The organism is Mesorhizobium sp. P3_A10 (genome assembly GCF_056403175.1).
Map to the genome: position 1 here is coordinate 829,579 of NZ_JBFUFZ010000002.1, position 18,831 is coordinate 848,409.

General features: G+C 59.6%; 17 protein-coding genes. 11 read left to right on the forward strand and 6 right to left on the reverse strand.

All coding sequences use genetic code 11. The features are described 5' to 3' along the window. Positions 1 to 208 precede the first annotated feature (208 nt). The gene (locus tag AC1DXU_RS10850; protein ID WP_477367968.1) at positions 209 to 1,351 is read left to right on the forward strand and encodes a DegT/DnrJ/EryC1/StrS family aminotransferase; all 1,143 of its coding nucleotides are present in this window, start codon (positions 209 to 211) and stop codon (positions 1,349 to 1,351) included. Positions 1,352 to 1,354: 3 nt separating this feature from the next. Here the strand turns inward: AC1DXU_RS10850 and cysQ are convergent, their stop codons facing one another. From cysQ to cysD, 3 genes are read right to left on the reverse strand one after another with little or no spacing between them, the layout of a single operon-like run. Continuing rightward, the gene (gene cysQ, locus AC1DXU_RS10855) at positions 1,355 to 2,143 is read right to left on the reverse strand and encodes a 3'(2'),5'-bisphosphate nucleotidase CysQ (RefSeq protein WP_477368933.1); all 789 of its coding nucleotides are present in this window, start codon (positions 2,141 to 2,143) and stop codon (positions 1,355 to 1,357) included. A 10-nt stretch (positions 2,144 to 2,153) separates the two neighbouring features. Next, positions 2,154 to 4,091 carry a sulfate adenylyltransferase subunit CysN gene (gene cysN / locus AC1DXU_RS10860; RefSeq protein WP_477367971.1) on the reverse strand — a complete coding sequence of 646 codons (1,938 nt, stop codon included), beginning with the start codon at positions 4,089 to 4,091 and terminating at the stop codon, positions 2,154 to 2,156. Between the two features lie 2 nt (positions 4,092 to 4,093). Beyond that, on the reverse strand, positions 4,094 to 4,999 hold the full coding sequence (cysD, locus tag AC1DXU_RS10865) for a sulfate adenylyltransferase subunit CysD (protein ID WP_477367974.1): 906 nt from the start codon (positions 4,997 to 4,999) through the stop codon (positions 4,094 to 4,096). 174 nt (positions 5,000 to 5,173) lie between these two features. Here cysD and AC1DXU_RS10870 point away from each other — a divergent pair, with 174 nt between their 5' ends. From AC1DXU_RS10870 to AC1DXU_RS10880, 3 genes are read left to right on the forward strand one after another with little or no spacing between them, the layout of a single operon-like run. Then, the gene (locus tag AC1DXU_RS10870) at positions 5,174 to 5,464 is read left to right on the forward strand and encodes a hypothetical protein (protein WP_477367977.1); all 291 of its coding nucleotides are present in this window, start codon (positions 5,174 to 5,176) and stop codon (positions 5,462 to 5,464) included. 41 nt (positions 5,465 to 5,505) lie between these two features. After that, positions 5,506 to 6,792 (forward strand): O-antigen ligase family protein, encoded by a 1,287-nt coding sequence (locus tag AC1DXU_RS10875; protein ID WP_477316114.1) that lies wholly within the window; start codon positions 5,506 to 5,508, stop codon positions 6,790 to 6,792. Then, positions 6,789 to 7,736, forward strand: a complete 948-nt coding sequence (locus tag AC1DXU_RS10880; protein ID WP_477367980.1) for an NAD-dependent epimerase/dehydratase family protein — start codon at positions 6,789 to 6,791, stop codon at positions 7,734 to 7,736. Before AC1DXU_RS10875 ends, AC1DXU_RS10880 begins: the two co-directional genes overlap by 4 nt. Here AC1DXU_RS10880 and AC1DXU_RS10885 read toward each other — a convergent pair. From AC1DXU_RS10885 to AC1DXU_RS10895, 3 genes are all read right to left on the reverse strand, one after another. Further along, entirely contained in the window at positions 7,724 to 8,266 is a 543-nt protein-coding gene (locus tag AC1DXU_RS10885) for a sugar transferase (RefSeq protein ID WP_477367983.1), read from the reverse strand. The genes AC1DXU_RS10880 and AC1DXU_RS10885 overlap by 13 nt on opposite strands. A gap of 23 nt (positions 8,267 to 8,289) precedes the next feature. Then, positions 8,290 to 9,222: a glycosyltransferase family 2 protein gene (locus AC1DXU_RS10890; protein ID WP_477367986.1), complete on the reverse strand. Its 933-nt coding sequence runs from the start codon at positions 9,220 to 9,222 to the stop codon at positions 8,290 to 8,292. Between the two features lie 181 nt (positions 9,223 to 9,403). Next, positions 9,404 to 11,392 (reverse strand): SDR family NAD(P)-dependent oxidoreductase, encoded by a 1,989-nt coding sequence (locus AC1DXU_RS10895; RefSeq protein ID WP_477367989.1) that lies wholly within the window; start codon positions 11,390 to 11,392, stop codon positions 9,404 to 9,406. Positions 11,393 to 11,787: 395 nt separating this feature from the next. Between AC1DXU_RS10895 and AC1DXU_RS10900 the strand changes: the two genes are divergently transcribed. The 7 genes from AC1DXU_RS10900 to AC1DXU_RS10930 all read left to right on the forward strand — a co-directional run bounded on the left by AC1DXU_RS10900 (position 11,788) and on the right by AC1DXU_RS10930 (position 18,828). Beyond that, the gene (locus AC1DXU_RS10900) at positions 11,788 to 12,579 is read left to right on the forward strand and encodes an ABC transporter permease (RefSeq protein WP_477367992.1); all 792 of its coding nucleotides are present in this window, start codon (positions 11,788 to 11,790) and stop codon (positions 12,577 to 12,579) included. Positions 12,580 to 12,586: 7 nt separating this feature from the next. Next, positions 12,587 to 13,327, forward strand: a complete 741-nt coding sequence (locus AC1DXU_RS10905; RefSeq protein ID WP_477367995.1) for an ABC transporter ATP-binding protein — start codon at positions 12,587 to 12,589, stop codon at positions 13,325 to 13,327. Between the two features lie 214 nt (positions 13,328 to 13,541). Then, entirely contained in the window at positions 13,542 to 14,648 is a 1,107-nt protein-coding gene (locus AC1DXU_RS10910) for a DegT/DnrJ/EryC1/StrS family aminotransferase (RefSeq protein ID WP_477367998.1), read from the forward strand. Continuing rightward, positions 14,633 to 15,583, forward strand: a complete 951-nt coding sequence (locus AC1DXU_RS10915) for a glycosyltransferase family 2 protein (RefSeq protein ID WP_477368001.1) — start codon at positions 14,633 to 14,635, stop codon at positions 15,581 to 15,583. Before AC1DXU_RS10910 ends, AC1DXU_RS10915 begins: the two co-directional genes overlap by 16 nt. Continuing rightward, positions 15,580 to 16,530, forward strand: coding sequence for a WxcM-like domain-containing protein (locus tag AC1DXU_RS10920; protein WP_477368004.1), 951 nt, complete (start codon positions 15,580 to 15,582; stop codon positions 16,528 to 16,530). The genes AC1DXU_RS10915 and AC1DXU_RS10920 overlap by 4 nt, the downstream gene beginning before the upstream one ends. Further along, the gene (locus AC1DXU_RS10925; RefSeq protein WP_477368006.1) at positions 16,520 to 16,897 is read left to right on the forward strand and encodes a hypothetical protein; all 378 of its coding nucleotides are present in this window, start codon (positions 16,520 to 16,522) and stop codon (positions 16,895 to 16,897) included. The genes AC1DXU_RS10920 and AC1DXU_RS10925 overlap by 11 nt, the downstream gene beginning before the upstream one ends. Beyond that, positions 16,897 to 18,828, forward strand: a complete 1,932-nt coding sequence (locus AC1DXU_RS10930; RefSeq protein WP_477368009.1) for a hypothetical protein — start codon at positions 16,897 to 16,899, stop codon at positions 18,826 to 18,828. The genes AC1DXU_RS10925 and AC1DXU_RS10930 overlap by 1 nt, the downstream gene beginning before the upstream one ends. Positions 18,829 to 18,831: the final 3 nt, after the last annotated feature.

The following is an 18,831-nucleotide window of genomic DNA, read 5'->3' on the forward strand; positions in this document are numbered from 1 at the left end:
GTTTCGCCGGGCGGGACAAATGCGATAAAAAGGCCCGATGATGCGTGTCGACCCCCTGATTTCCGGCATTCGGCGAGGATAGGTCGCAAATCAGGGGTAACAGCCTGCGACACCTAGGCAATTCGCGGTTTTGCTCCTGCGGCTTTCTCGGCCGCGCCAAGTCTGGTACCAGCGGCCAATTATCTGGCTAACCCGTTTTGAGGCCGACATGCAGTTCATCGATCTTGGCGCGCAGCGCGAACGAATCCGCGACCGGCTGAAGGCGGCGATCGACCGCGTCGTCGAGGAAGGCCGCTATATCCTCGGACCTCAGGTCACCGAATTCGAAAACAAGCTCGCCACCTATGTCGGCACCAAGCATGTCATCGCTTGCGCCAACGGCACCGACGCGCTGCTGTTGCCGCTGTTTGCCGCCGGCATCGGCCCCGGCGACGCGGTGTTCGTGCCGAGCTTCACCTTTGCCGCCACGGCCGAAGTGGTGGCGCTTGCCAAGGCCGAGCCGGTTTTTGTCGATGTCGACCCGGCGACCTACAACATCGATATCGCCAGCCTCGAAGCGGCGATCGCCATGATCAAGAAGGAAGGCCGGCTGAAGCCAAAGGCGATCATCCCGGTCGACCTGTTCGGCCTTTCCGCCGACTACGAGGCGATCATGACCATCGCCAATCGTGAAAATCTGATGGTGATCGAGGATGCCGCCCAGTCGATGGGCGGGTCGCTTGACGGCACGATGTGCGGTGCCTTCGGCCATGTCGGCTCGACCAGCTTCTATCCGGCCAAGCCGCTCGGCTGCTATGGCGACGGTGGCGCGATGTTCACCAATGACGACGCGCTGGCTGAACAGCTTCGTTCGTTTGCCTTCCACGGCAAGGGTGAGACGCAGTACGACAATGTCCGCGTCGGCATCAATTCGCGGCTCGACACGATACAGGCGGCGATCCTGATCGAGAAGTTGGCCATTCTCGAAGACGAGATGGTCGCCCGCCAGGTGGTGGCCAATCGTTATGCCGAAGGTCTCGGCGACATCGTCACCGCAGCTCGCAATCTGGATGGCAGCCGCTCGGCCTGGGCGCAATACGCCATCGAGACGCCGAAGCGCGACGGGCTGAAGGCGCATCTTGGCGAAAAGGGCATTCCGTCGGTCATCTACTACGTCAAGCCGCTGCATGCCCAGGTTGCCTATCGCGACTACCCGCGCACGCCGACCGGCCTTGCCGTCTCGGAGGAATTGCCGAAGCGCATCCTGTGCCTGCCGATGCACCCCTATCTCAGCGAAGCCGACCAGGACCGCATCATCGAGACGATCCGCAACTATATTGGGTCGAATTCAGCGCATGTGGCGGCGGCGTAGGCTTCACGCCGGCTGAGCCACCTTGCCGCTGGCAATGAAATGCGGGTTGGCGAAGTCCTCGTCATCGCTCTGCTTGCGCTTGCCGTAGGCGAGCGGCTGGCCGTCGAGCGTGCGCGTCATGCCGCCGGCGGCGCGCAGCACGGCGTCGCCTGCGGCGGTGTCCCACTCCATGGTGCGGCCGAAGCGCGGATAGACGTCGGCCTCGGCGGCGGCGACGAGACAGAACTTCAGCGACGAGCCGACCGAGACAAGTTCGGCTACGCCAAGATCGCGAATATAAGCGTCGGTCTCAGGCGTGTTGTGCGAGCGGCTGGCGACAATGGTCAGCGGCGTCACACCGGTCCTTACAGAGACCGGCCGGCGACCGACGATCTGGTAGTCGCCATCGATCTTGAGAGATTCCGCCCTGCCCGGCCGGCCGGAAAAGAAGCGTCCGGTGCAAGGCGCAAAAACGACACCGATCTCCGGCACGCCGTGGCGGATCAACGCGATGTTGACGGTGAAATCGGTCCTGCGGTTGACGAATTCCTTTGTGCCATCGAGCGGATCGATCAGAAAGAAGGCGCCGTCGAGATCGGGTGGCACGATGCCGGCTGATGCTTCCTCCTCGGCCACGCAAGGAATGTCGGGGAATGCGGCGCGCAAGCCAGCGAGGATGATCTTCTCGCTTTCACGGTCGGCCTCCGTCACTGGCGAGCTGTCGGATTTGCGGTCGACCGCGCAGCCGTCGCGATAGACGCGCATGACTTCGCGTCCGGCCGCGAGCGCCAGGCGCTCGAACACGTCGAGCATCACCTCGTCGTCAGATGCCGCCGCCGTTGTCATATTGGTCTTCGGCAATGTCGCGCTCGTTCAGCCAGAGTTCCAAGGCCTCTACCATCTCCTCGGCCGATCTGCCGAGTGTCTTGAGATGAATTTCGGGTTTTTCCGGAGCTTCATAGGGTGAATCGACGCCGGTGAAATTCTTGATCTCGCCATTCAGCGCCCGCGCATACAGACCCTTCGGATCGCGCCTGGCGCATTCCTCGAACGGCGTGTCGACAAACACCTCGACGAACTCGCCGTCGGCCATCAATTCGCGCGCCATGCGCCGCTCGGCGCTGAACGGCGAAATGAAGGAGACGATGACGATCAGTCCGGCATCCGCCATCAGGCGCGCCACTTCGGCGACGCGGCGAATGTTCTCGACGCGGTCGGCATCGGTGAAGCCGAGATCGCGGTTGAGACCGTGGCGGACGTTGTCGCCATCCAGGATGTAGGTATGGCGGCCGGTGGCGTAGAGCTTCTTTTCGAACAGATTGGCGATGGTCGACTTGCCCGAGCCGGAAAGCCCGGTGAACCAGAACACGGCCGGCCGCTGGTGCTTCATGTCGGCGCGGACCCGCTTGTCAACATCGAGCGACTGCCAGTGGATGTTTTCGGCGCGGCGCAGCGAATGCAGGATCATGCCGGCGCCGACTGTGGCGTTGGTGATGCGGTCGATCAGGATGAAGGCGCCGGTGGTGCGGTTGTCGGCAAAGGTGTCGAAGGCGATCGGCGCCCGCGTCGAGATGTTGCAGATGCCGACTTCGTTCATTTCCAGCGACTTGGCCGCCTCATGGGCAAAGTCGTTGACGTTGACCCGGTATTTCAGGTCGGTGACGGTGGCGCTAGTCTGGTCGGTCTCGGTGCGCAGGATGTAGGAGCGCCCCGGCAGCAGCGCATGCTCGTCGAACCAGACGATGTTGGCGGCGAACTGGTCGGCGACCTGCGGCCGCGCTGCCGGCGACACCAGCATGTTGCCTCTGGAAACCTCGACCTCGTCGTCGAGGACAAGGGTGATGGCCTGGCCGGCGACTGCCTGGCTAAGGTCGCCGCCATGGGCGACGATGCGCTTGACGCGCGACGACTTGCCCGACTTGGCGACCACCACCTCGTCGCCTTGCGCGACCGAGCCGGACGCGATGGTGCCGGCAAAGCCGCGAAAGTCGAGATTGGGACGGTTGACGTATTGCACCGGAAAGCGGAACGGCAATTCGACCGCGGCCTCGTCGACCGAGATGGTTTCGAGATGCTCGATCAGCGTCGGGCCGGAATACCATTCCGTCTTGTCCGAACGGCTGCTGACGTTGTCGCCGTAGCGGGCCGACATCGGGATAGGCACGATGGTCTGGAAGCCGAGTTTTTGCGAGAACTGCCCGTAATCTTCGATGATCCGTTCGAAGACCGCCTTGTCGAAGCCGACGAGGTCGAACTTGTTGATGGCCAGAACGACGTGGCGGATGCCAAGCAGCGAGGCGATAATCGAGTGGCGCCTTGTCTGGCGCAGCACGCCCTGGCGGGCATCGATCAGCACGATAGCGAGATCGGCCGTCGAGGCGCCGGTTGCCATGTTGCGCGTGTACTGTTCATGGCCGGGCGTGTCGGCAACGATGAATTTGCGTTTCGGGGTGGCGAAGAAGCGATAGGCGACGTCGATGGTGATGCCTTGCTCACGCTCGGCCTCGAGGCCGTCGACCAGCAATGCGAAATCGATGTCGTCGCCGGTGGTGCCGTGCTTGCGCGAATCGCGCTCGAGCGCGGCAAGCTGGTCCTCGAAAATCTGCTTGGTGTCCGAAAGCAGCCGGCCGATCATTGTCGACTTGCCGTCGTCGACCGAACCGCAGGTCAGGAAGCGCAGCAGCGACTTTTTCTCCTGCGCAGCCAGATAGTCGCGAACGCCGTCGGTGGGGGCGAGGCTTTTGGCCATGATGTGGCGCATGCTCAGAAGTACCCCTCGCGCTTCTTCTTTTCCATCGATCCGGCTTCATCGCGGTCGATCAGGCGGCCCTGCCGCTCGGAGGTGCGTGCGGTTAGCATTTCGCCAACGATGGCCTCGAGCGTATCGGCGTCGGATTCGATGGCGCCGGTCAGCGGATAGCAGCCAAGCGTGCGGAAGCGCACCAGCCGGTTCTCCACCGTCTCGCCGGGACGCAATACCATGCGGTCATCGTCCTTCAGGATAAGCATGCCGTCGCGTTCGACCACCGGCCGCTCCTTGGCGAAATAGAGCGGCACGATCGGGATGTTTTCCTGCAGAATGTACTGCCAGATGTCGAGTTCGGTCCAGTTCGACAGCGGAAAGACACGGATCGATTCACCCGACGCGATGCGGGTGTTGAAAATCTTCCACATCTCCGGCCGCTGGTTCTTCGGATCCCAGACATGCTGGGCATTGCGGAAGGAAAAGATGCGCTCCTTGGCGCGTGACTTCTCCTCGTCGCGCCGCGCCCCGCCAAAGGCTGCGTCAAAACCGTATTTGTCGAGTGCCTGACGCAGCGCCACGGTCTTCATCACATGGGTATGAGTGTTCGAGCCGTGGTCGAAGGGATTGATGTTGTCGCGCACGCCATCTTCGTTGACATGGACAAGCAGATCGAAGCCGAGCTTTTGCGCCATCTGGTCGCGAAAGGCGATCATCTCGCGGAACTTCCAGGTGGTGTCGACATGCAGGAACGGGAACGGCGGCTTGGCGGGGTAGAACGCCTTCATCGCCAGATGCATCAGCACTGACGAATCCTTGCCGACCGAATAGAGCATGACCGGCTTGGAAAACGAGGCCGCGACCTCCCGGAAGATATGGATGGATTCGGCTTCAAGCCGCTGCAGGTGCGTAAGCGCGATATTCATGGACTGTGAGCGTTCTCTCGTGCCATCCAGACCTTGTCTCGATGCATCAGGCGCGGTTTTTTCAGCCACCCGGTTCAAGCTTCACTTCTGGACAATATTTTTCGTGCCGGCGTTCTAGCAGATCGTGCTTGTTCATAACAACGCAAGACAGGCCCGCCACGGGGTGGATCGGGAATGAATTTTCCACACAACGACCAGAACTCGGAAATTTCTGCTCAACAGGCGGATGCGCTGGCGATGGCTGGGAAAATATTGCCTGGACCGGGAAAGAGGCTCGTCGGCCGGCGGCAGCGGCGCGCCGTCACGGCCGCATCGGCCGCGCTGTCGATTTTTGATGACGGCCCTGCCCTGCCCGCACTATCGAAAATCGTACCCAGCGTCTATACCGATCCGGAATTCCGACGCATCAGACTTGTCCCGATCCCGAGTGAATTTCGAAGTCACGCATTCGCTGCCGCCAAATAGATCCGTCGTCCTGAAGACCCAGAAAATTGTGAATTAGAGCATTGAACCGTCTGTCGTCCCTGAAACAACATTTCACGCCTTCGCGGATCAATGTCTACTTCTCCGTGCTCTGCTTTTTTTCTCCACCTGTCCTGGGATCGGCGGTCAGTTTCGCGTTCAATGGCGGCGGCCTGTGGTCGGTGTTTCTGCTTGCCCTGAAGCGGCGGCGCTTCAATTTCGACCGGCCGATGCTTGCGATGACGGTCGCGATCTATGCCTATTGCGCGGCCTATGTCCTGGCGTCGATCGCCAACAACGCGCTGAAGGTGGATGCGCCGCATCTTGCGGCGCTGATCACCTTCCTGTTCTTCCCGATCTCCTATTCGACATGGAGCATCACTGCGAAGGCTACTCTCGCCCGCATCGTCGTGGTCGCCAGCGCGGCGGCATGTTTTGGTGCGCTCGTGCTGGCCGTCGTGCAATATTACTGGCTTGGCATGCGGGCCGAAGGCGGCGCCGGGAATGCGATCCCATTCGCGACTGTCGCCTGCCTTAGCGTCCTGATCTGCCTGGCCGGCGCGCCGTCGGGCATCGAAAAGGCCAGGGTTCTGCTCATTTCGGCGGCGCTGGCTGGAACAATCGCCATCCTTCTTTCGGGCACGCGCATCATTTGGCTGGCCATGCTGATTGCCGGCATCGCGGTTCTTCTGGTCAACCGGCGCAGACTCGCCGGCCTGAACTCGATTCGCCTGCTGCCGATCGCCGGCGCCCTCTTGATCGCGATCGTCACCGTCGGATACCCCATCATATCGGAACGCGCCGATTTCCTCTTCAGCGACTGGAACGCGCTCGCCACCAAGGGCGACCACTCGACGGCGCTTGGGCTGCGCGTGGCACTGTGGCAGATCGGTCTCGGCGCCTTCCGGGACGCTCCGATCTTTGGACATGGCATCGCCGCCAGCCAGGCGCTCATGCATCAGGGATTCCAGGACCAGTTCGGCATGGACCAGGGTTTTAGCCATTTCCACAACGGTTTCCTGACCGCGCTGGTGCAGGCCGGCCTGTTGGGCGCAATCACGCTCGCGGCGATCTTCGTCGTTGCCGCGCGGAACGCGGCAAGGGTCCTGCGTGTCAGTGACGATCCAACCGAACGCTTCGGCGCAACGATGATCGTCGTCACCGTCGTCACCTACCTCACGGCCGGCCTGACCGGCATCCTGCTCGGCCACGACATTCTCGATTCGACCTTCATGGTCTTCATGGTGTGCGGGACATATCTTGCGTCGGGCCGTCAGATGCAATTGCCGGAGGAACAGGCGTCCATGACGCCGCCGGCAAGCTCGCCGTGAAAGTGCTGGTCACAGGCGCCACGGGTTTCGTCGGGCGCCAGGTCGTCAACCAGCTTCGCGAGGCCGGGTTCGAGGTGCGCATGGCATCGCGCCACCCGGAACGGCTCGATCCCGCGAGCGATGCCGTCCAGTTGCCGGCCTTCGACGCGCCGGCCAAGGCGTTCCAGGCGCTGATGCGAGATATCACCCATGTCGTCCACTGCGCGGCTCTCAACAATGACCGCAAGGCAAGCGAGGCCGACTTCCTTGCTGCCAATGGGACACTGACAGCACAGCTGGCGCGCGCGGCCGCATGGCGGACAAGCGGACGCTTCATCTATTTGTCTTCGATCCGGGCGGTGGTCGGTCCTGGCTTCAGCGGGACAATCAACGAGGCGACGCCCCCTGCCCCGCAATGCGCCTATGGGCGCTCGAAACGTGAAGGCGAGATCAGGATGCTGGAAGCCTATGCATCCAGGCCCGCCGATGCCACGACCCTGCGCCTGCCGCCGATCTATGGCGAAGGCATGAAGGGAAACCTGGCGACGCTTATGCGTATGGCCGACACTGCCCTCCCGCTGCCGGTTGCCGCTCTACCCGGCATGCGCTCGCTGATGTCGCGCGAAACCGCTGCGGAGACGGTGCTGCACCTGTTGACCCGTTCGCAGCCACTTCGCCCCGCCTATGTCGCCTGCGACCTGCCGCAGCTCCCGGTCTCGGCAATCATCAGGGCATTCCGGGAAGGCTTTGGGTACTCGTTGCGGCTGTCTGGGGTGCCTGCCGGCCTGATGCGGGCAGCGTTGACCTCGCTGGGCAGACGCAAGGCATGGGACGCGATGACGGCGACGCAGATTTGCGATCCGTCCCTGCTGGTGTCCGAAGGCTGGACGCCGCAGACCGATACGCTCGAGCGGCTGGTGGAACTCGCGCGCCGCGCCAAATCAGGCGCTGCTCAACCGCGGTAGAAAATTGTCCCGACAAGGATGCGGATATCCAGACCCACCGAGGCCGTCCTGAGATATTCGGCATCGGTTTCGGCGCAGAGTTTTGGGTCGGACATGTCGATGCCTTTCATCTGCGCCAAGCCGGTGATGCCCGGCAACGCCTCGAGCACACCCAATTGCCTGCGGCGTTCGATCAACTCGGTTTGCGTGGGCAAGCAGGGGCGCGGTCCTACCAGGCTCATCTCGCCCCTCAGCACGTTCCAGAGCTGCGGCAGCTCGTCGATCTTGAACTTCCGCAACACTTTGCCGGCGGCAGTGACGGAGTTTGCCGGCGCCTGGTGGGAGGGCAAGGAAGGCGTTTCCACAACCATCGTCCGCAGCTTGTGGCAGCGAAACGGCACCCCGTCCTGTCCGACCCGGGTTTGAGAAAACAGAGCGGGGCCCGGCGACGACAGCCTGATTGCCAGCATGGCAAGCAGGATGATCGGCGCGGTCAGCGGCAGCAGCAGCACTGCCACGACCAGGTCGAAGGCTCGCTTGGGTCCGCTCATGGCCATCTCTGCAGGATCATGCTTTAGATTCGCCGCCAGATGAATGCCAAATAGAGCCCGAGCGTACCAGCCAGCGTCTGCCGGTAGACGCCGCTTTTTCTGAGAAGGTGCAGGCGACGCAAGACCCCGCCCTTTCGCGACCTGATGAACAGGCCAAGACAGGCTGCTGCATCCTTGGTGAGGATGTCGCGATTGGCCGCCAGACCGCTGAGATTGTGGTCGGTCCAGCCGGCGAATTCGCCCCTGAACAGGCGCCCGAGCCGCGACAGCCTTGCCTTCCACGACACGTTGGCGCCGACCAGATTTGCCTCGTGCTGGCGGTATCGCACCAGCGGTCGCGGATCATAGCGGACAACGCCGCCAGCGGCGGTGACGATGAGATAGGTCCACCAGTCATGACTGACGAACTCGGTCCTTGCCGATGCCTTTGCCAGCAACTGACGCGCTGCGCGGTTGATCATCATCGTGTTGCCGCCGGCAATGCTCTGCACGAGCGCATTGCGAAACGACGGTGGCCTTTGGAAAAGCGGCGAATGCCCTAGCGCTGCTCCGGTTTCGGACATGGTTGCGGTCCGGGAACAAAACAACAGCGGTATCACGGCATCCTGCGCCTGCATCCAGGCAATCGCGCTCTCCAGCCTGTCCGGCTCCCAGATGTCGTCCTGATCGCAGAAGGCGTAGTAGTCGGCCTCGATGCGCGGGTCGATGATCATCGAGCGAAAATTGGCGGCGAACCCCTGGCGGGGCCCCTTCACCAGGGTCAATCGACCCTTGTGCCAACGGGTTTGCCAGGAGCCGATGACGGCATCCGTGCCGTCGGCGGAGCCATCGTCGGAAACCCACAAATCGACAAGCGGATACGACTGCGCAAGCAGGGAGTCCAACTGCTCGCCGATGAAGGGTGCGCCATCTTTCGTGGCCAGCAATATGGCCACGCGCTGATCTTGTTTGTTCACCGGCTTCGAATCACCTGCAATGCGCGCGAGCGGCTATCGGATTGGTTTCAATACCCAATCGCAGCCGCCCGCAACAGGCTCTAGAGCCTGTTCCATCCCGATGGAATCGGGATGGGGCTCTATCTTCTTGTTTGAGCATGATCTTTTCCGAAAACCGGTTCCCACTTTTCGGGATCATGCTCTAGCTTGCTTGTCCGACTGTTTTCGCGCGTGTTTCCCGAAGCGCATCGCCCGCAGGTGTTTCTACCTGATGGAGCCCTGCCAGGACGGCGAGTGCCAACGCCTTGTCCTGATCCCGCATTGCCGCTTGCACAGCCGTCAGCGCGGCCTGGACCCTGGACCATTCCACGACATCCGTGCTCAGGCCAAAAATCTTCGAGATGTCGAGAGCAACGACCTCCTCGTTCTCGCCATGAAGCACCTCATGCAGCTTCTCCCCCGGCCTTATGCCGGTGAAACGGATCGGAATGTCGGTGTAGGGGCTCTTGCCAGCCATGCGGATCATCGTTTCAGCAACTTCGAGGATCGGTACCGGCTTGCCCATGTCGAGCATATAGATGGCATAATCGTCCTTGCCCTGGCGGGTCTCGGCGTCGGCTGCCGCCATGATGACGAGGTCAACGGCTTCCGCCACTGTCATGAAATAGCGGGTCATGCGCCGGTCGGTAATGGTGACGGGGCCTCCAGCCACGATCTGCGCCTGGAATATGGTTGCCACCGAGCCATTGGAGCCAAAAACATTGCCGAACCGCACGGCGATGAACTTGGTGCCGGAGCGATGCCCGTTCGGCTCGGTCGGGTGCGTTTCGTGCAGCGAGCTGACAATCTGCTCGGCCGCCCGTTTTGTCATGCCAAGCACGGAGGTCGGGTCGACCGCCTTGTCGCTGGAAATGAGCAGGAACTGCGGAACCCCGCATTTGGCGGCGACCTCGGCACAGACCAGCGTGCCAAAAATGTTGGTCTGGATCGCCGATTCCCAGTTTTCCTCGAGCAGCGGGACGTGCTTGAGGGCGGCGGCATGGAAGATGATGTCAGGCTTGAACTCGCTGACGGAGCGGGTCATCTGGCGCCGGTCGGTGACATCGATGATGCGGCTCTTGAGACGATCGTGATCCTTTTCGTCGATATACTGGTCGAGCTGGAAAATCCCGAACTCCGAAATATCGGCAACCAGAACCGCCTCGGCGCCGAGTTCCAGCGAGCGTTTGACCAGAATGCGGCCGATGGAGCCGGCGCCGCCCGTCACCAGGACGCGCTTGCCACTGACAAAAGCGCCGATATGCTCGATGTCGGAAGGAACCGTCGAGCGGCGCAGGATCGTTTCCATCTCGACGGTGTCGAGAACCAGCTTTCCTCCTTGCCCGAGCTCGGAAAAGCCGGAAAACTGCACAACGGCTATGCCGCTGTGGCGGGCGACACGAACCAGCTCGGAATATTCCTCGATCTCACGCTCGGCCCCGTTGCCGAAAATCAGCATGTCGACGCTTTTAGTGCCTTTTGCATACTCTTCCAGCACTTCCACCAGACGCGGCCGGGTGGCCACCACGGGCACCCCTTGAATCCGGGTACCCAACGGCGCCCCGTTCTCGATCGCCATGATCCCGGCTATGGCGTATTCCGCCGGCTGCGTGGTGCGCGTGAAGCGGATGATCACGTCGGCCTCGCCCAGCCTGCCGACAAACAGCGCCTGCTTGATCAGCTCATTGTCTGCGCTGCGGCTCAGGATTCGCCAGCTCGCACCGTCGCGAAGAAACCGGTAGTAGAGCCGGGGCGCCGAGATGATGGTGAAAGAGACGAGGAAAAAGACGATGAACTGGCGCTCGTTGAGGCCGGCGACAGGCTGAAAGGAACGAACAACGAGTGAAACACAATAGAGCGTGAGCGTCAGGATCGCGCAGCTCTTCAGGATGTTGAAGAAGTCGGGCGTCGAGGCGAAACGCCACACGGTGTTGTAGAGCCCGCTATATCTGAACAGGAAATGGCTGAGAAGAATGATGCTCGCCCAGCATGCAAGGCCCGCAGAAGAGAATGGGTCGAACGAAAGCCTCGACTGCGACAGCACCAGGCTGAGCGCCACCGCGACCAGGACCATGACGATGTCCTGGATCATGATAATGGCGCGCCGCAACTTCGGCCGAAGTCCGGACACGACTTCTACGTAGGATGTCATTGGGTAGTACTGAACTCCAGGCGCGGGTACATCAATACCAGACAGGCGCCGGATGGAACATCATCCGCCACCACTCCAGATTGCAATTCCCCAGTCCCTTACCCCGCTATCGCAATAGCGCGGAGTCGGGGCTATCGCCAGATGTTTTTGACGAATATGTGATCAAAGGTGAATGCGGCTGTTCCGAACCAATCCCAACTGGCTGAACTGTTGGCCTTTCAGGATAATTGTACAGGTCCAAAAGACATTGCTAATGATTGGTCTCAAGATATTGCCCTGAGCTTCACTAAGCCGCAGTCAGTTGCCATATGCCGGTCGCAATCGCTATGAAGTGTCCCCTCGCTCATGTCGCCGTCGGCATATGAAGCGACAAAGGACGGATTGCGACACCAACAATGATTTTGGCACTGAACAGCGCCCTCGACGACATTTACAGGGCTATGAGGCTGCATCGTGTGTGGGTAGCGCTGGCCCGGGAAGATATCGGTGATCAGCACAGACGCACGACACTCGGCCCCCTTTGGCTGCTGGTCAACTATGTCGCGTTCGTGGGCACATTCGTTTTCGTGTTCCAGCCGGCCGGCAAGGATGCTGAAGGCTATTCCGCCTATGTCGCCATCGGCCTTCTGGTGTGGTTCTACCTGATGGAGGTCATTACCCTGAGCGTGTCGCTCTTCAAGCGCGAAGAGAGCTTCATCGAAGGCACGACGCTGCCGCTGTTTGTGTATGTGATGCGCCTGGCATTGCAGTCTATTATCCGTGCGGGCTATGCGATCGTGGGTTGCGTAGTCATTCTGGTCCTGAGCGGTTCCGCGCCAAATGCCGGGTGGCTGTGGTCGCTCGCGGGGCTTTTCATAATCCTGTTGGCCACTCCGGCCGTCATTACAGCCTTCGCTTTTATCGGCGCTTTCTTCCCGGACAGCGAGTTCATTGTCGGCAACATGATGCGGGTCGGCATGTTTTTCACGCCCGTCTTCTGGGTATACAACGGACAAGACGGCATTCAGAAATACGCCTACCACTGGAACCCGTTCACCTATTTTCTGGAGATTGTACGTGTTCCGATCATCGGCGGCGAATTGCCCGTGCACGCGTTCGCTGTAACCGGCATCATATCGCTTGGGGTGTGGGCGGTTGCGTTGCTGCTGCTTGGCCGGTATCGCAAGCAAGTCATTTTCATCATTTGAGTTTTCGATGGTCTCCATCAAGCTGCAGAATATTAGCCTGGTCTACAAACTGCACGAGAAGCTGACGCTTTCCGCGCCCGATCGGCGCGTGGGCGGGCCAGGCGGCAGAATTGAAAGCTCAGGCAGAAAGCAATTCGTGCAGGCTCTCGACGGCATCAGTTTCGAGCTCAAGGCGGGCGACCGATTGGGCCTGGTCGGCCCAAACGGAGCCGGCAAGACCACACTTCTCAAGGTGCTCTATGGGATCTACGAGCCTTCGGGGGGAAGTATCGCTATAGAAGGCAAGGTCGACGCCCTGTTCAACATCAACATCGGCTTCCGTCGCGAGGCCACAGGCCGCAGGAACATCGTTCTGCGTGGATTGATCAACGGATGGACGGAAGCCGAGATCGAAGAGAAGATGGAGGGTATCATTGCCTTCAGCGAACTCGGCGACTTCATCGACCTGCCGTTCAAGGCCTACAGCCAGGGCATGGCGGCGCGGCTGGCCTTTTCGATGGCAACTGCGCTCGATCCAGAGATTCTCCTTATGGATGAATGGATCGGAGCGGGTGATGCCTCTTTCCAGGACAAGGCCAAAAGACGCATGGACGAACTTGCTGAAAAGGCCGGCATCATTGTTCTAGCCAGCCACAATGAAAGCCTCATCGAAAGCGTGTGCACGAAAAGACTGACCCTTAGAGGCGGTCGAGTGGAATCGCTGAAGGTAGAGTCGACCAAGCGGACCGGAACGCTTGCCAGACGTTAGGCTCATGGCTTTGGGGACTATAAGGCTCTGGCCTGTTGCGGCGACGGTAGAATCCCAATAACTGTTCTGGCGCATTCGCTACGCCCGCAATACAAGATTTTCGGACGTGCTACGTTAGCAACTACAGAACGTGCAGAATGTTGCACCGCCCGAACGGGTTGGAATGAATTAAGCTAAGTCTTGAGTTGTGATGACGAAACCATATGCCGTTCCGATGAATGACCTGAAGCGCATGTATCATCGCTATCAAGTCGAAATCGAGCGTGAGGTAGCAGATACGCTGCGTTCGGGATGGTGGCTCAACGGGGCGTCCGGGAAAAAGTTCGCCGCGAACTTTGCGAAGTTCATAGGGGTTTCAGACTGCGTTCTCGTGGCCAACGGAACGGATGCTCTCGAGCTCGCCCTGGCCTCGGTCGCCAGGCCTGGCGATGCACGGCGACGCGAAGTGATCATGACGGCCAATGCTGGGGGGTATGCTAGCTGCGCCTGCTGGCACAATGGCCTTGTGCCGCACTACGTCGACATCGAACCGGAGAGCCAACTCGTCTCGACTGAATCGGTGTTGGCGGCTGCCGGCACTGACACAGCCGCGATCGTCGTCACCCACCTCTATGGCGGCGTCGTCGATGTCCGCGCCATAAAACGCGGCCTTGCCGCAGTCGGCCTGTCGCACATTCCGATCATCGAGGACTGCGCGCAGGCGCATGGAGCGCACATCGGTGGCGAGGTAGCCGGTTCACTCGGAGACATCGCCACCTTCAGCTTCTATCCGACCAAGAATCTGGGGGCCATGGGCGACGGTGGTGCCGTTGTGACGTCCGACACTACGCTCGCCGGGCAGGTGCGCCAGTTGCAGCAATATGGCTGGAGCTCCAAATATCATGTCGGCTTGGCCGGCGGTCGAAATTCGCGCATGGACGAGGTGCAGGCCACGATACTGGACGTCCTGCTGCCTGACGTGGACAAGCGCAATGAACTTCGCCGCACTATCCTGGGCCGGTACAAATCTGCAGCTGGTGCTCGCCTGAAATTCCTGAGCAGTGGCGATGGCGCTGTCGCTCACCTCGCCGTCGCGCTCTGCGACGATAGGGATGCATTCAGAGCGTTCGCGAAAGAGCGTGGCGTCGACACCGACATTCACTATCCTGTGCTGGATTGCGACCAGGTTGGCTGGGCGAACCTGCCAATGAAAGGGATGGGAAATCTCGCCGTTTCAAGAGCGAGCGTCAGCCGTCTCTGTTCCATCCCCTGCTATCCTGACATGACGGAAGACGAAATATTGCAGGTGTGCCTCGCCCTCCGCGAATGGGAGGCAATGTGACAACACGCTCGATCGTTTTTCCGATCTATAGAAATCAGGAGAACATCCCTACCCTCCTGCAGGCGGTCGCCAATTTCCATTCCAGATATCAGGGTGACATCGAATTCGTCTTCGTTGTCGACGGATCGCCTGATGAATGCGGCCCTCTGTTGGTCAAGGAATTGAAGGACTCGGGCTACGATTACAAGATCATCTTCCACAGCCGGAACTTTGGCTCGTTCACCGCCATTCGAACCGGGCTCGAACATGCGTCTGGTGACCAGGTGGCCGCCATGGCCGCCGACCTGCAGGAACCGCCGGAACTGATCGTCGAATTCTTTTCAAGGCTGGAAAAGGATGAAGCCGATGTGGTGTTCGGACAGCGAACCGGCCGTAACGATCCACCCCTGACCAAATTTCTGTCGAAAACCTTCTGGGCGGCCTACCGCAGGCTCGTCCTGCCCAGCATGCCGAGTGGCGGGGTGGATATCTTCGCCTGCAATCGCCAGGTGCTAGAAGCGATCCTGTCGATCGAGGAGCCCAACAGCTCGCTTGTCGTGCAATTGTTCTGGGTCGGCTTCAGGCGTGAATTCGTGCCGTACCGCCGCCGCGAGCGAGAGCACGGGACAAGCGCCTGGGGCATGGCACGACGGTTCCGATATATGATGGACAGCATTCTCTCGTTCTCCGATTTTCCGATCATGCTCACACTCTGGGTGGGGTTTGCAGGCTGCGTGCTGAGCCTTCTGTTTGCAGTTGTTACCGTGGTTGCTCGTCTGCTTGGCAACATCGACCCCGCCGGCTACACGACACTGGTGCTGCTGATCACAGGCTTCGGGTCGGCCAGTCTCCTGGTTCAGGGCATTCTTGGCTGCTATCTCTGGCGGGCGGTTGAAAACACCAAGTCGCGCCCGCTCAGGATCATCAGCCGCGTCATTGACGGAAGAGCCAAATGACCGACAAGCCATTTTTCGTCCATGAACGCGGCATCTGCGAAAGCTCCCGAGTTGGTAACGGAACACACATCTGGGCTTTCGCCCATGTCCTTCCTGGTGCTGTGATTGGCTCGAACTGCAATATCTGCGACCACGTCTTCATCGAGAACGACGTGATCGTTGGCGATGACGTCACCATCAAAAGCGGCGTCCAGCTCTGGGATGGCGTACGCCTGGGCAATAGCGTGTTTGTCGGTCCAAACGCGACCTTCACCAATGATCGCTTTCCGCGCTCCAAGGAATATCCCGAGGCGTTTCTGCTAACGACGGTCGAGGACGGGGCGTCGATCGGCGCCAACGCGACGATCCTGCCGGGCATTGTCATAGGCCGCCAGGCCATGATCGGCGCTGGCGCCGTGGTGACCAAAAACGTCCCCGCTAATGCCGTTGTGGTCGGAAATCCCGCGATCATCATCGGCTACCAGACCGGCCCGCAGATCGTGCCGACCCTGACGCAAACTTTCCCCGGCGCAGTCGGCGAGAAAATGGCGCTTGGGGTCGGCGGCAGCGAACTCTGGCGACTGCCGCATTTTGGCGACCTGCGCGGCGAACTCGCGCCGCTGGAGTTCGGCTCGAACCTGCCGTTCAAGCCGGCCCGGTCGTTCCTGGTCTATGGCGTGCCATCCGATAAGGTCAGGGGCGAGCACGCGCATCGCGAGTGCCATCAATTCCTTATCGCTGCTCACGGCCGTCTTTCGGTTGTCGTAGACAACGGCCATGACAGAAAGGAGGTTTCATTGACCGAACCGTCGATCGGCCTCTACCTTCCACCCGGAATCTGGGGAATTCAGTACAAGTTCCAGCCGGACACTGTGCTGCTGGTCATGGCTTCACATCCCTACGATGCCGGCGACTACATCAGGGACTATGCGCATTTCCTGGATACGGTCAGGCAGGATGGCCGGTGATCGAATTGGCGGGGACGCACTCCGCTTTCTCGTGGCGGGCGCACTGAATACCGCGCTGACGAGTGTCGTTTACTTCGTCGGCCTTCTTTTGCTCCCGTCATCAGCTTCCTATGCGATTGCCTGGCTGATAGGCCTCGCATTCGTGATGGTGTTCTATCCGGATCGGGTGTTTCCCGGGGGGCGTACTCGGCTAGCGGATCGACTGACGGTCGGCGGTTCGGTCGCCGCCGTCTTCGTTGCCGGGTTGGCGACTCTTCATTTTCTTGAACAAGCGCTGCAGAGCCGAGCGCTTGCGTTCTTTTCAACGCTCGCCTTCACAACAATTCTCAACTTCCTGGTTTCTCGATGGATACTGCGCAGACAATGATGAAACGTTCTGTCGAGCCCCTAACGGCGAACCTCATGCTGGTAGCCGCGCCCACTACTATGATCTCACCTTACCATACGCCGACATTGGCAGAGCGCATTATCATCGCTCTTTTCATCGCCGTCCCGATTTGTTGCCTTGCATGGATGATGATCCAATGGGTTAATTATGGAGTAGACTTACCGTATTTTGACGACTGGCGAGACTATTTTGACGGAACGACAGGATCATTTAGCCTTAAGTACCTTTTTACACCAGCAAATGACACTTTATACGCCGTTGGTAAATTTTTCGATTCTGTCATTTTTACTGTATTCAAAGGTAATTCTGTTGTCGATCAACTAATTTCCATGTCAATGGTATTATGTTTACTTCTTTTACTTCAATGGCTTCTTTTAAAGTCTGCTCTAAATGACCAATTGCTTACGGCTTGTGCCTTTTCACTCACTTTGCCAATGCTACAGCCGGACAGTTATTGGGGGCAGCAAAACATAGCTTACCACCAAGCTGTACCGCTGATATTCATTCTTGGCGCGGTTTGCATTCTGGTCATAAGCTCCTGGCCGTGGCCCGTTCGCTCGTTATTTTTGTTCGTTTTGGGCATTCTTTCGGGATTGACTTACACTTCGGGCGCTTTCTCCTTACTCGCATTGGCCGCCACACTTATTGCCTGCATCGCGATTAATCGGCGGGCATATAGTGATTTGATACCTGACGGAATTGCGCTGTTTTGCGCGTCCGTCACTACCGTCATCGTGCAAGGGTACGTCCTCGTATTCGTCCAACATGGCCAGGTACATTCAGGAACGCCGTGGTCCCTACCGAACAGCCCCGAGTTCTGGTTTTATTTGTTCGGCAAGGTAGGCCGCAGCCTTATGCTGGCGGGTTCGCATCCGTTGCGATCTCTTTTGGTCGTCCTGCTTTGCATGGCCCTCGCCATAACGGTCGCGGTAGCCAGCCTGCGCAATGTCATGACGGCAGAGACGCGACACTCGGTTCCCGCTCGTTCCGGATTGATCAGCCTTCTCTTGTTCGCCTCGGTATTTTTCTACCTTTTGATGGTCGCCGCCGGTCGAACCGATTTGCGCCCCGCCGACATATCCACTCCTTTGCAGCTCTTCGCGTTTGGCTTCGCGCGCTTTCACTTCTTTTGGGCAACATTGATTTGGCCCTGGGTGTTTGCGGGCGCCATCGTTATGGCGATGATGCTGTGGCCGAGGAAGGCAAACGCAATTCGTGTCGTTGCGGTGGTGGCGGCGAGTTGCGTTGTCGTGTTCACCATGGCGGCAGGAGTTTTTGCCCACGCTTCCTATTTTCGGCAGACATCTGACCTAACGCTTCGAAACGGCGCATGTTTACGTGCGAAGCTGCTCACGGGAGGGCCCATCGATTGTCCAACGCTTTACCCTCGCGACATGACGCTGGCGTACGCAAACGCGGCAAAAATGGGCGCGTCGTTCCTACGCTACTTTCCGCCCGACCTGCTTGAGCGCACTCCCGGCAACCCGACCTGGAACGTGCTGGACAAGCCAATTGGCGGCGTTACGGTGATCAACACGAAAGCTGAGACCGGCCCTGGCAATCAGTTGAATCTGTCCGCCGGCAATGATGTTCAGATAACCTTTTCGGTCGGCCAGGCGGATGACCTCCATCACTGCTTGGCGGTGAGCGTAGATAGCACCGTGGGTGTTGAAAGCCCCACAATTGCCCAGCTCTTCTATGTTCCGTGGGGCGCCTCGACCTTCTCCCAGGCCAACAGCCGCACCAGGCAAATTGCTGCGAGTAAGGGAAGTACGGTGCGATTCCTTGTGATAGAACCACACGGGTTCAGGAACCTGTTTCGACTTGACCCGGTTTCTGACAGCCAGCCCTCATTTGTGAAAGACCTGAATGTTTCATGTGTTCTCAGAGAGCCTGGCGTCGCGGGATAGGCC